This is a genomic window from Shewanella sp. SM73, assembly GCF_025653795.1.
Classification (GTDB): domain Bacteria; phylum Pseudomonadota; class Gammaproteobacteria; order Enterobacterales; family Shewanellaceae; genus Shewanella; species Shewanella oncorhynchi.
On record NZ_JAKKRY010000005.1, the window covers coordinates 251457 to 264825 of the forward strand.

At 45.4% G+C, this 13369-nt stretch carries 13 protein-coding genes; 5 read left to right on the forward strand and 8 right to left on the reverse strand.

The window, feature by feature from the left end; genetic code table 11:
• The first annotated feature begins 16 nt into the window (after nucleotides 1-16).
• From yjjX to L5M51_RS09840, 4 genes are all read left to right on the forward strand, one after another.
• Nucleotides 17-580, forward strand: coding sequence for an inosine/xanthosine triphosphatase (yjjX, locus tag L5M51_RS09825; RefSeq protein ID WP_263145262.1), 564 nt, complete (start codon nucleotides 17-19; stop codon nucleotides 578-580).
• A 1-nt stretch (nucleotide 581) separates the two neighbouring features.
• The gene (locus L5M51_RS09830) at nucleotides 582-1631 is read left to right on the forward strand and encodes a bifunctional helix-turn-helix transcriptional regulator/GNAT family N-acetyltransferase (RefSeq protein WP_263172506.1); all 1050 of its coding nucleotides are present in this window, start codon (nucleotides 582-584) and stop codon (nucleotides 1629-1631) included.
• A 241-nt stretch (nucleotides 1632-1872) separates the two neighbouring features.
• A complete protein-coding gene (locus tag L5M51_RS09835) occupies nucleotides 1873-4335 on the forward strand; it encodes an ankyrin repeat domain-containing protein (protein ID WP_263172508.1) in 2463 nt (820 codons plus the stop codon).
• Between the two features lie 161 nt (nucleotides 4336-4496).
• Entirely contained in the window at nucleotides 4497-4916 is a 420-nt protein-coding gene (locus tag L5M51_RS09840) for a hypothetical protein (protein WP_263145267.1), read from the forward strand.
• Between the two features lie 140 nt (nucleotides 4917-5056).
• Here L5M51_RS09840 and L5M51_RS09845 read toward each other — a convergent pair whose 3' ends face one another.
• Together L5M51_RS09845 and L5M51_RS09850 are read right to left on the reverse strand one after the other, a co-directional pair.
• A complete protein-coding gene (locus tag L5M51_RS09845; RefSeq protein WP_263145269.1) occupies nucleotides 5057-6262 on the reverse strand; it encodes a serine hydrolase domain-containing protein in 1206 nt (401 codons plus the stop codon).
• Nucleotides 6263-6514: 252 nt separating this feature from the next.
• A complete protein-coding gene (locus tag L5M51_RS09850; RefSeq protein WP_173497308.1) occupies nucleotides 6515-6832 on the reverse strand; it encodes a hypothetical protein in 318 nt (105 codons plus the stop codon).
• A 166-nt stretch (nucleotides 6833-6998) separates the two neighbouring features.
• On the opposite strand from L5M51_RS09850, the gene L5M51_RS09855 reads away from it, so the two are divergent.
• Complete coding sequence (locus L5M51_RS09855) at nucleotides 6999-7316, forward strand: ankyrin repeat domain-containing protein (RefSeq protein ID WP_254451428.1); 318 nt, start codon at nucleotides 6999-7001, stop codon at nucleotides 7314-7316.
• 119 nt (nucleotides 7317-7435) lie between these two features.
• Here the strand turns inward: L5M51_RS09855 and nqrF are convergent, their stop codons facing one another.
• The 6 genes from nqrF to L5M51_RS09885 form a co-directional block, all read right to left on the reverse strand.
• Nucleotides 7436-8653 carry an NADH:ubiquinone reductase (Na(+)-transporting) subunit F gene (nqrF, locus tag L5M51_RS09860; RefSeq protein WP_105250115.1) on the reverse strand — a complete coding sequence of 406 codons (1218 nt, stop codon included), beginning with the start codon at nucleotides 8651-8653 and terminating at the stop codon, nucleotides 7436-7438.
• A gap of 77 nt (nucleotides 8654-8730) precedes the next feature.
• Entirely contained in the window at nucleotides 8731-9339 is a 609-nt protein-coding gene (gene nqrE / locus L5M51_RS09865) for an NADH:ubiquinone reductase (Na(+)-transporting) subunit E (RefSeq protein ID WP_105250116.1), read from the reverse strand.
• Nucleotides 9340-9348: 9 nt separating this feature from the next.
• Nucleotides 9349-9969, reverse strand: a complete 621-nt coding sequence (locus L5M51_RS09870; RefSeq protein ID WP_028761892.1) for an NADH:ubiquinone reductase (Na(+)-transporting) subunit D — start codon at nucleotides 9967-9969, stop codon at nucleotides 9349-9351.
• The gene (locus tag L5M51_RS09875) at nucleotides 9966-10772 is read right to left on the reverse strand and encodes a Na(+)-translocating NADH-quinone reductase subunit C (protein WP_105250117.1); all 807 of its coding nucleotides are present in this window, start codon (nucleotides 10770-10772) and stop codon (nucleotides 9966-9968) included. The genes L5M51_RS09870 and L5M51_RS09875 overlap by 4 nt, the downstream gene beginning before the upstream one ends.
• Nucleotides 10762-11994, reverse strand: coding sequence for an NADH:ubiquinone reductase (Na(+)-transporting) subunit B (locus tag L5M51_RS09880; protein ID WP_028759366.1), 1233 nt, complete (start codon nucleotides 11992-11994; stop codon nucleotides 10762-10764). The genes L5M51_RS09875 and L5M51_RS09880 overlap by 11 nt, the downstream gene beginning before the upstream one ends.
• Complete coding sequence (locus L5M51_RS09885; RefSeq protein ID WP_263172509.1) at nucleotides 11994-13367, reverse strand: Na(+)-translocating NADH-quinone reductase subunit A; 1374 nt, start codon at nucleotides 13365-13367, stop codon at nucleotides 11994-11996. Before L5M51_RS09885 ends, L5M51_RS09880 begins: the two co-directional genes overlap by 1 nt.
• Nucleotides 13368-13369 lie beyond the last annotated feature (2 nt).

Genomic DNA, 13369 nt, shown 5'->3' on the forward strand with positions numbered 1-13369 from the left:
AAAATAAATAACTTATATGCAACAAAACATTATTAAGATAAAAGTGGGTTCTAAAAACCCGGTAAAAATCAACGCGGCAACTAACGCCATGGCACAGCTGTTCCCAGAGAGCATCATAGAAGCCAGCGGTATGGATGCCCCTTCTGGTGTTGCAGCGCAGCCAATGACAGATCTCGACACTCGACAAGGGGCGATCAATCGGGTGCGCTATTGTCAACAGCAGGACCCGCAAGAGACTAAAGCCGACTACTATTTTGCGATGGAAGGCGGTGTCGATTGTTTCGACTTTGGTCCTGCCACATTCGCTTATATCGCTATTGGCCATAAAGACCAGCTTGCCATTGGCCGCAGTGCGATTTTACCTTTACCAATGCAAGTTTATCGGGCATTAGAAGCGGGGGAAGAACTCGGGGATGTCATGGATAGGTTGTTCAATACAATCAATATTAAGCAAAAAGGCGGTGCCATAGGTTTACTCACCCACGGCCATGCGACCCGTGAAAGTAATTACACCCAAGCGATTATTCTCGCCATGGCGCCATTATTGAATCCTGATATTTACACAGCAGATTGTTATTAATATGTTGCAAGAGGAGTTAAAGCCCGCTAACTTAGTTGTGACATGCAACCAAACCTATTCGACTATGGCTCAAACAGACGCACCATTGGCTCAAGATCCCGCGAAGCCTGTGACTCAAACTAAGCAAACGACTGAGTCAGGCTCATCCGCCCAACTCAGGCATTTGTCTCGCTATCTGGTGAGAAATTTAGGCATGCTCAACGCCGCCTTTGGGGATTTACCCCTTTCTCCCGTGCAAGCCCATGCCCTGTTTGAGATAGGCAAGCAGTCCCTGACCATCAAAGAGCTTGCCTGCAAACTCAGCATAGATAAGTCCAATGCGAGCCGCGCTATCAAGCATTTGATCGATAAACATCTTGCCCAGAGTCAGGTACATCCACGGGACAGTCGCTGCTTAGTTGTGCAACTGACACCTGCGGGTAAGAAGTTACTCGTTAAATTGGATACTCAGCAGAATCAATTATTCCAAGGGATCTTAGCCCAACTGACTCCATTGCAAACTTCACAAATCGAAGAGGCCCTCGTGTTATATAACCAAGCCGTACATAACGCCAAGCAGCAAAGTGGTTGCCACATTCGCCAAGCCACAGCCCAAGATGATGCCGCAATTGCCAAAGTCATCCGCGATGTTTCGGCCGAATACGGCTTAACCGCGGATAAAGGCTATAGCGTGGCAGACCCGACCTTAGATTGCCTAAGCCAGATTTACTCCCAAGCGGGCGCCAACTATTGGATTATTGAATTAGAGGGCCGCATTTTAGGCGGCGCCGGTATTGCGCCTTTAGCTAACAATGATGGCGTCTGCGAACTGCAAAAAATGTACTTTATGCCAGAAATCCGCGGCAAAGGACTCGCAAAACGCGTAGCGTTAATGGCACTCGATTTCGCCCGCGAAACGGGTTATCAAAGCTGCTATTTAGAAACCACCGCTGTACTAAATGAAGCCGTAAAACTCTATGAGAAATTAGGCTTTGTACATCTGTCGGCTCCCCTAGGGAACACAGGCCACGACGCCTGCGAAATGCCGATGCTGCTAGATCTTAATCAATAGGATATGAAGCAGAATTCCAATCAAAGTAACAATGCCAAACATGTCATCATGCAACTTGTTTGGCATTATCAATTTGTATCACAAAATGTTATTCAAACAGGATCATTTTAATTATCAGTCTTAGGGCATAGTTTTTCTTAACTTAAATGCATTAATATATGGCAATTTTACCTCACTCAATTTTTAATAAATTGAAAGGTGTTTGATATAATTTTGTTAACGGCATTAAATAGGGAACATTATGCTCAGTTGGATTTTTAGTGATAAGAAACTCACACTTAGGGAAATATGCCTAGATAACACGCTTTCGACCTCGGCTAAAATAAAGAAAGTTGATCAATTTCTTGCCGATAGTGGAGATCTCAACTTTATTGATCTCAATGTTTCGCCCTGCAATATATTAGTTCCACTATCTTGCAGTCCTCAGTCCGATTTAGTGCTTATAAAATACTTGCTCAGCAAAGGCGCTAAAATCGAATGTAATGGTTTCAGTGCATTGCATTCGGCTATTGAATATAACAACTCAGAACTCGTTACCCTATACCTAGACTCTAGTGCCAATCTTTACTTTCAAAATCAATATAACAATTGCTGGCTCAACTATCTATTTCATCCTAATCCGCAATATATCTATCAACACCATCAACGTAGAGATATGATCGATCTTCTACTTGCAGCTAACTTAGATATCAATAAACCGGTGAGTTTCTGGACCAATGGTGAATTAAATCACCCACTAGAAATATTATATGATGAACGCAATAAAGATCTGTTCCTGCATATCATTAATAAAGATATCCCATTAGATATTGGCAAATTAAGCCTAATTGAAAATATTATTTCTTCGAGCGAATTTTGGAGAGTAGAAACATTTTCTCCCTTGGTTAAACGCTTCCCTGCATTTAAAAAGTCACGCTATATTATGGCCAACGATAGCAGCTTCTGGGATGATGCCAATTTACTCGAACTATGCGTTTACGCTAAAGCGCAAGACTACACTGAATACCTGTTAGACCATTATCCGCAGCTCAAAGCCGATTCTCACGCCAAAAGTTTGGTCTATGCGGCATTGACCTCAGAATTTGACCTTAGGATTATCGAAAAACTGATTAAGGCCACCGTCGATATCAATCGCATCTATAGGATGACACCGCCTGATGCCGACCATTCACCCTTGCTCAACCAATATATTAATAATGCCCAATTTACCGATCCGAATAAACGGAGTTACATCTACCAAGCCCTTGAACTGTTGCTCAAATATGGCGCTAATCCAAATGCCGAATTTGTGAATACGGGTAAATCCTATGAGATGTTAGTCTGGTCGAATTTACGACTATTGGTTTATCCAATGGTCGAAAAGAAAACCTTTCTGCCCGAGTTTTTCGATCTGTTCCTGCAATATGATATGGATATCAATAAAAAATTTGGTGCGGTGGATGAACCGACCTTACTGACTATCTGCCAGCGTGGTTCAGGGAAAGAAGATCAAGCAACGCTTATCCAAGTGATGGAATATCTGCTCACCAAGGGGCTGGATTTAAGCCTCACCAATATCTATAACACTAACTATGTGTCTGCGGCGGCCATCTCCTGTCGAAGCCAACTACTTGAATGGCTCATTCACCAAGGCGGGGATATTTTTACCCATTGTGGCCACGATAATTCGCCCATTCTACACAAGGCGATTTCGACCTACTGGTGGGATGAAATTACCGGCCATATGCGGCGAAAAACCGTAGAACTATTACTGCGCCATGGAGCAAAGTTAGAAGAATTCTCGGTGGATGAGCAATTTACGCCATTAATGTGCTCCAGTTACTACGGCGCGCAGTCCTGCGTAGAGGCGCTACTCGAACATGGCGCCAACCCCAATGCCATCAATGGTGAAGACACCACTCCTGCCCTTTGCGCTGTGATAGGCGGCAGTTCAATCGAGTTCCCCCGCTTTGAATCAACGGCGGTGCGGATCTTAAGACTTTTGCAGCAATATGGCGCCGACTTAACCGTGACCAATAGCTTAGGCAATAGCCCGCTAATAGCGGCTATTGAGCAAGAATATAAAGAGATTTTCGAAGCGCTGCTGCAAATAGCCTCCTACAGTGAAACTCAGCTTGAGCAAGCACTCAGCAAAGCCCTGCCGCAAAGCTATTTCCAGCGCCGCCTGCTACAAACACTGGGGCGCGAGATACCGCCAGCCCCCACAACCATAGCCCACAATCGCGCAATACCAGCAACAGCTTCGAGCAATGCCGATCCTATGACGGCCAATCCGCAAGCATCTGAGGTGAATGTGACACCTGCGCCCGTCAAGCAAACCAAATTAGAGGTGAGTAATGCGGCGGCAAATCGAGATCAAATCCCAACGCTATTCTATCTCAAAACCAAAGTGCAGAGCTTTTTTAAACTGATCGCCACCGATCCGACGATCACAGTTGAACAACTCAATTCGGTGAGAGTCCTTATTGATCAATTGATAGAAAAACTCGACAACTTTAGCTTTTTCCGCAATCAAGCGACAAAGGCCGAATTTGAGGAAGGTGTTCAGGAATATATCGATGAAACCGTCGAAGAAATTAACGGAATTATCGAGGATGATTATCCAGCGCTTACCGAAGCCTTAGTCGATTCAGTTTGGACGATTTTGCAATACTTTAGGGTTGATATTGATATCGAGACCGCACTTAGAAAGCGCTTTTGGTAACTGTAAGTCACAGATTAACGTCTCTTTGTTAGGGACGTTAATCATTAAAATAGAGTTTGAATTCTCTGTTAGCTAACAAACTTACACCCTTAACTAAAGAAAATGGCTCTTTAAAAGACACAAGTGCCGATAAAATCTATTCAATGAGGAGATTCAACCATATGAAACATCAAGTACTATTTGGTATAAAATCAACAAGTAAAGATGAAAAAACAATTCATAATAAACTCAAAGAATTTCTAGCATTAATAGATAGAAAAACATCTACAGCTAAGAACCCTACTATGCTTGAGAGTTTTTTACCATTCAGGATAAAACATTACCATTGGAATCTAAATAAAGAGACAGGCACATTCATTAAATTATTTCCCAATGTAGATCTTGATGCAAATACTTTCGCACCATCAAAACCAGAATGCAGCTGGTTATTGAGTATCATTTTCCACCAAGATTTTCCTGGATACGAAAGAATTAAATCCGAAGATTATATAATTAGCTTGTTAGACTCATTGAACTATGAATATGAAATGATATATGAAACAGATAGTCGTGATTCAATTAAATATGGCGACATTAAGTAGTAAAAGACTATATTTATTCCCTTAACGCGGGAGATAGTAGCCATTATCTCCCGCAGAAACTATATCTTAGAAATCTTTTAAGTACTAAAGTACCATGCTTAATATCAGCATAAGGGCACTTATGTCAGTAGTCAGTTTACTCAAATCACTGGTGCAAGTGATGTTTTAACAAGCAGTAACTGGCTACGAATGATTTGACGTATCTGATTATGCAGTTCAAATACTCGAGCGCGATCATTAAGATTTAGCGATAGATTTTCCAGCATCACCAGATCCAAATTAAATTCAGGATAATGAAGTGTCATCGACATATAGCCAGATAAATAGCCCGTATGACTGTATTCGACGAGACCATCGTCCTTATTGATCCTCACCCCATAGCCATAGCGCATATTCGGCCATAAGAATTGGATCTCGGTATACGCCGTTGTCATCCGTTGATAACTCTTTGCACTCATCAACTTGCCAGAGTGTAATAGATGCTGAAAGGCGGCATAAGCTGGCACTGAAGCAATCAATCCCCCGGCAGGTAACAAAGCTTCATCAAGCACTAAGTCAGCAGGGGCAATCACCTTGCTTTCCTGTAAACCTACGGCGAGTGAAGGCACTTTGGCGTGAATCGCCTCAATACTGCCAAGCTCAGCGCTCAAGCCATTAAGCTGGTATCGCGTTGCAAACTGCGCCACTTGCTCGGCAAAGGATTGGTGATTGACCTTCTCAAGCACTTGCCCTAAAAGTGAATAACCGAAGTTGGAGTATTCAAATTGGCTACCCGGCTCGAATCGATTAGCCTTACCCAGTTTATCGACACCCGATGTATGCGTCAGCAGTTGGTGCAGCGTAATCCGCTCGTCATATCGACTGGTATTCAATGCATCCGCACTTAGATTTGCCCACGCCACAGTGCCTTTTAGCGCCTTATTCCTCCCATCTGCATCACCAAAAAGATAATGATTAAGCGATAGGTTTAAGTCGAGTTTCCCCGCATCGACCGCCTGCAATATCAAGGTTGCGGTGATTTGTTTAGAAAGTGATGCCATCACAAAGCGCGAATCTTGACTAATACCTTCCCCCTTTTGCAGTTCAAGCTGCGGCTTGCCCTCCTCAAGCAGGATAACACTGCCACTAAATGGCTGCGGCGAATCCTTTATCGCGGCTTGGATTAAGGTCTTAATCTCCGCCACCTTCGATACTGAAGATGCGGTTTGGCTTTCAACGGCAATAGAGTTACTGCCTTGCCCGATTTGCTCTTGTTCAGCACCTGTTTCTAATAACAAACCAAAACTATTGGCACTTGGGAATAATAAAAAACCAGTCAACAGGGTACTAATAACACTCAAACGCATGGGTTATCCTTAACGTAATTAACAAATAATGCTGCCTGCTAGAAAAAAGCAAGCTTATCACAAGCGCTTTTTATGGATAATACAATTTAATCTTTACAATTGAATTATAAAGGAAATATTCCATATAAAAATGACACAACAAAGTGATACCTAGGGCGACGAAGCTAATCCGAACAGTATAAACCAAGTGGCAGTCTTCCCCAGTTTGTAGACTGAATATCTCAAGTTGCAGCGAATACACATTCAAAATGGCTATAAAACGACAATAGTAATAATTATCGCACCTAACATATATAAGCCTGCAGAAAGTGATATCGATTTTAGTGGGCTAAACTCCTCAACTTCCAACGTCTGTATATCTTCAATTTTGACTAGTTGCCCTTCTCCCTCGATCTGCTGTTCCGTTGCACTTTCGACTTGAAATTCCATTTGTTCGCCAGATATTGTGGTGACTTTGACCTTTTCACCTATGTAGCTGGATACCGATTGAGAATCCAATTTAACTTCATTGAGTGAAGAGCATGCGCAGAGGGAGAAACAGATAAGTGATACTACTGCTAACTTTTTCAAACAAGCCTCCTATCCTACAACTATTACATCCATGATAAGTTATACCTGTAGACATAAGCATTTAGGTATATGCTACTCAGCTTATGGAGTTTCGCCCACAAGTTAAAGAAACCTAGACTAAATCCACTTAAATTAAATCCTTTGGATGAGGTTAAATAGCGATCAAATGAGCACTGAACTCATCGATGCGGTTAAAGCCAAAGATACGCTTGCTGTTAAGCGCATTATTGCAAATGACGCTGATCTTGAAGGCGTGGACGATGGCGGGATGACGGCACTCTTGCATGCCTGTGAGTTGCAGTCTTTTGAACTGCTCAAATTATTGGTGGATGCGGGGGCCGATGTGAATCATCCAAACTCGCAGGGGTATCATCCGCTCGATATTGCTTACTGGCAGGGTGAGTTTCGCATGGGATGCTATACCGCTGAGAGTGAGCGCATGGTGAGCTATTTAACACGCCACGGCGGCAAATCCTTTAGCTAGGTGAGGTGCTAAATAGCATCAAGATGCGAAAGCTAAAAACTGCGAAATGATAAAAAGCCCTATAAACAAAAATCGCGTTAAGCTGGGCCTAACGCGATTTTTTATTACTCACTTACAACCTAATCACCAAAGTCATCGAGTAGGATATTTTCTGGTTCAACGCCTAGGCTTTCAAGCATCTTAATCACTGAAGAGTTCATGATTGGAGGACCACACATGTAGTACTCGCAGTCTTCTGGTGCCTTATGATTTTTAAGATAATTCTCATAAATCACATTATGAATAAAGCCAGTGTAGCCAGTCCAATTATCCTCAGGCAATGGCTCAGATAACGCCACATGCCAAACGAAGTTGTCATTCTCGGCCGCTAGGGCATCGAAATCCGCTTGGTAAAACACTTCACGGGTCGAACGTGCGCCGTACCAGAAGCTCATTTTACGTGTGGTTTTCTTACTCTTAAGCTGATCGAAAATGTGTGAACGCATAGGTGCCATGCCTGCACCGCCACCGATAAACACCATTTCTGCATCGGTTTCCTTCACAAAGAACTCACCGAATGGCCCTGAAATGGTCACTGTATCGCCCGCTTTCAGGTTGAAGATGTAAGATGACATCTTGCCCGCTGGCACATTGGCCGATGGCGGCGTCGCAATCCGCACGTTCAGCATAATGCGGCCCTTTTCATCGGGATAGTTGGCCATAGAGTAAGCGCGCAACACTTCTTCATTAACGGTAGAGACAATGTCAAACAGACCGTATTTGTCCCAATCGCCACGGTATTTTTCAGGAATATCAAAGTCAGCGTATTTCACCACATGGGCTGGCGCTTCAATTTGAATATAACCCCCTGCTTTAAAGCGAACATCTTCACCTTCGGGTAACTCAAGCAATAACTCCTTGATAAAAGTCGCCTTGTTATCATTAGAGATCACCTGACATTGCCACTTCTTCACCCCAAAGATTTCTTCGTCGAGTTCAAGTTCCATATCGGTTTTCACTGAGACTTGGCAGGCGAGACGACAACCTTCTTTAGCCTCTTTCTTGGTGATATGGCCCATTTCAGTCGGCAGAATGTCACCGCCGCCCGATTTGATTTTCACTCGGCACTGACCACAGGTTCCGCCGCCACCACAGGCCGACGGAATAAAAATACTCTGACTCGCCAAAGCGCCGAGTAACTTATCACCCGCGGCAACTTGAATGCTTTTTTCGGCATCTTCGTTGATGCTGATTGTCACTTCACCCGTAGCCACTAATTTCTTTTTGGCGATTAGAATCACTATCACCAATAGACAGACCACTAGCGTGAACATGCCTATGCCAATTGCCATTTCCATCGTATTACCCTTTTCTAGCTCTTTTCTAAAAAGAATCTGGTTTCACTTTCTCAATTCTTGGCTCGCCTACTGTAGCTTTACAGCGAGATCCCTGAGAAAGACATAAAGCCCAGCGCCATCAAGCCTGTAGTAATAAAGGTGATACCAATACCTTGTAAGCCTTCGGGAATCGCGTTGAATTTCATTCTTTCGCGCAGTCCCGCCAGCAGTACAATCGCCACCGCCCAACCAAGACCCGAGCCCATCGCAAACACCACTGACTCACCGAAGTTGTAATCACGGTTCGCCATAAAGATCACCCCGGCAAAAATCGCGCAGTTCACTGTGAGCAAAGGTAAGAAGATCCCAAGGGAGTCATACAGGCTAGGAATGTACTTATCCAAAAACATTTCAAGGATTTGCACTAACGCCGCAATCACACCAATGAAAGTGATCAGTTGCAGGTAACTTAAATCGATACCGGGTAATCCCGCCCAAGACAGTGCGCCAGGTGCGAGCACTTTGACGTAAATCAGCTGGTTTAACGGCACGGCTAAGGTCATCACCACAATCACAGCGACACCTAGACCAAAGGCGGTTGACACCTTTTTAGACACGGCCAAGAAAGTACACATGCCCAAGAAGAACGACAGCGCCATGTTGTCGATAAAAGTGGCCTGCAAAAATAGATTTATATAGTGTTCCATATCTGCTCCTTAACCCCGTTTCCGCTGGATCACATTGATAGTCCAGATCAACACACCAATCAGGAAGAAGGCGCTCGGTGGTAACTTGAACATCTCGTTTGGCAAGTACCAGCCACCATTCTCGATGGTGGTAAACACAGGGTGACCGAATAAATTCCCCGTCCCTAACAGCTCGCGTACAAAGGCGACGCTGATCAAAATCAAGCCATAACCTGTCGCATTACCAAGCGCATCGACGACCGCTAAATGCGGTGGATACTTCATGGCGAAGGCTTCTGCACGGCCCATGATGATACAGTTAGTGATAATTAACCCAACGAATACAGAAAGTTGCTTAGATAACTCATAGGCTACATCCTGCAGAACCATGTCGACGATAATCACTAAGGAGGCGATAACCGTCATCTGCGCGATAATCCGCACACTGGTCGGGATAAAGTTACGGATGGCAGAGATAATCAGGTTAGAAAACACCAACACAAAGGTCACTGCCAGTGTCATCACCACAGCGGTTTGCATTGAGTTACTGACCGCCAGTGCCGAACATACGCCCAGCACTTGCATCGCGACGGGGTTATTGGCAAACACTGGCCCCGTTAACATGTCACGCATGGATAAAGTGTTGCTCATTTTGCCTCTCCCAACTCACCTTGCAATTCACCCTGCGTGGCCGTCGCTTTCAGCTGATTGAAGAAGGTTTGAAAGCCCTCAACGCCAAACCAAAACTCCATTGCGCGCTGCACGCCGCGGCCCGTCATGGTCGCGCCACTCACCGCATCGACACCATGAATATCGCCTTCTTTAGCGCCGCCTTTCACAAGACGTATCGAAAACTTGCCTTTTTCATCAAACAATTGCTTACCCTTCCATAGTGACACCCACTTAGGATCAGTTAAAAAATCGCCGATACCTGGGGTTTCACCGTGTTCGTACACGACGAGCCCTTTAATGGTGTTGAAATCGGGTTCAACCGCCACATAACCGTAGATCATCGACCACAGACCTTTGCCATAGAAAGGCACAACCACGCTGTCTAACTTGCCGTTGGCATCGAGCACTTTAAACACGCGGGCATCGTTCGCACGGGTTTTAATCTTGGCAATATCTTTTTTCGGCGCACTTGAAGTCTCAGGATTAATTGCCGCCATACGCTCATCGAAATCGAGGACGTTAGCGTCTGAGTCCACCTTGCCTGTATCTAAGTTGATCAATAATGGCTTAACGGATTTAGCGAAAATTTCTCTAAACTCATTGCCCTGACCTAAGTTCACATCGGCGGCCATCAACACATAGCGCTGTACTTCGTCACGTTTTTTGGCAACTTTACGTTCTTTCAATATGCCTGCAGTGCCTGTGATCATAAAAGAGCACAGGAGGCAGAGCGTGATGGTGAAGATCATGGTCCCCACCACAGTATCTTTCTTAAATACCATGACGTTTTAATCTCCGTTTGATGTTGGCGCGGGCCACCAGATAATCGAACAGCGGCGCCCAAAGGTTGGCGAACAGAATGGCTAACATCACGCCCTCAGGCATTTTGGGGTTAGCGACACGGATAAGCACAGTCATAAAACCAATCAAAGCACCGTAGGCAAACTTGCCTTGGCGAGTGTACGAAGTGGTTACAGGATCGGTGGCCATAAACATCATTGCTAGCGCAAAACCGCCAGTGACAAGATGCCAAGTCCACGGCATTGCCATCATTTGATTGCTGCTAGAACCGATGTAATTACACAGCGTTGCTGTCGCTATCATGCCCAGCAATACACCGAGCACAATGCGCCAATCCGCTAAGCGGCTGATCAGCAATAATGAACCGCCGATCAAAATCGCTAAGGTACTGGTTTCGCCAATCGCGCCCACGGTAAAGCCAAAAAAGTTGTTCCACCAGTTAGGATCGCTAAAGGCGCTAAACCAAGAGTAATCAGCAAAACTCAACTTGCCCGCTGCGGTTTGTGCCAGCGCCGTTGCACCAGAGAAACCATCAACGGCAACGAGCTGTTTAATGGTTGAAACTTCAGATGGATAGGCGAAGTAGATAAAAGCCAAGCCCGCCAGCGCAGGGTTAAGGAAGTTATATCCCATGCCGCCAAACAGCTCTTTAGCCACAACCACACCAAAGGAAATCCCCATGGCCACCAGCCACAACGGTGTCGATACTGGCAAGATTAAGGTAAACAGCAGGGCCGTCACGAAGAAGCCTTCGTGCAACTCTTGACCACGAACCCGCGCAAACACCACTTCCCAAAACAAACTGGTGAGCAGTGCTGTCAGGTAAATCGGCAGATAAAAACTAAGACCATAGAGGAATAAACCTAATATCCCAGTGTCTTGGCTAAGGCTGCCAAACAGGGTATTAAAGATTTCTAACTTCCAAATATCTGGTGTCGATAATCCTCCCGCGAGCGCAAGCTGTGCCTGTAGGCCAATGTTATATAGACCGAATAAAATGGCGGGCAGTAAACACAAACCGACTAGCGTCATGGTACGTTTCACGTCAATCGCGTCACGCACATGCACTTGGCCCTTAGTGCTACGACCATTGGCAATGACGAGTGAGCGCAAAAAGCCCTTCATCGACTTACCCGTTGCGTAGTACTCTTGTTGTAAATCAGAGGCGTCCTGTAAATCAGGTTTTTTCACTTGTTTGGTCATTAACCTTCCCTCTCAATAACATCTAGACAGGCACGTAATTCTTTACCAAAGTCATATTTGCCGGGACATACGAAGGTACACAGCGCCAGATCTTCTTCATCTAACTCCAATGCACCTAAGGCTTGCGCCTCGTCGGTATCACGCACCACTAAGTCTCGAACGAGTAAGGTGGGTAAAATATCCAGGGGCATCACGCGATCTAACTGACCAAAAGCCATCATGGCGCGAGCTGAACCGCCCTGATGAGTCGTAAACTCGAACAATTTAGTCGCACCAAACAGACGTGATGTTACGGCACGAGTGATGGAGAATTTGTCAGAACCACCGCGCACCCAAGGGAGAACATGGTGCTGCGAATCTTCGCTCAACACTGATACTTGGTTGTGGAATCGGCCTAAAAAGTCATGTACGCCCGCCGCGGTATGGCCAGATAACACAGATCCCGATACCACGCGGTTATGGCCAGGTTTGATTTCATCACTCACTAAGGCACTTAGCTCAGCGCCCAATTGAGTGCGCAGTAAACGCGGGTTCAGCACGCTCGGGCCACCTAAGGCGACGATGCGGTCGGTATACAACTCACCGGTTTGGAATAACTTGCCGTAGGCAATCACATCTTGATAACCGATATGCCAAACCTGACGTTCTAAACTCACTGGCAAAGTAAAGTGAATATGAGTGCCCACTAAACCCGCAGGATGAACACCATCAAAACGGCGCACCTCAAGTTGTGGTAATGCTTCTTTAACAATCGCTTCGCCCTTATCCTGGCACAGGTAAACCTTGCCTTCGGTTAAACGGCTCAACACCAGCAAGCCAGCTTTAAAAGCCTCAGTTTGCTCGGCGATAATCAAACGGGGATCAGCGGCCAGTGGATTAGTATCGATAGCGGTGACGAAAATACCTGCTGGCGTGCTATCGAGCGTAGGCACGCGCGAGAAAGGCCTAGTACGCAGGGCCGTCCATAGACCACTCTTCACCAACTGGTCTTGAACGGTTGGTCGAGGGAGAGCGGCAATGTCTTGATGGATATCGAAAGAAATCTGCCCATCGCGGTTTTCACCGTCATCACAACGAATGACGACTGATTGTAGAATTCGACGCTCGCCGCGGTTAATCGCTACGACTTGGCCACTAGCGGGTGCAGTGAACAACACACCAGGCGTTTTTTTATCTTCAAATAGGGCTTGGCCCTTTTGAACAAAATCACCCTCTTCGACCAACATCGTCGGCTTAAGCCCAACGAACTCTTCTCCCAGAACAGCCACTTGGGATGGCTTAGCACCGAGTTCAATGACCTGTCGCGGCTCACCAACAATCGGCAAGTCGAGGCCTTTTTTGATCGTTACAATTTGGTTTGAAAAATCTGCCATCA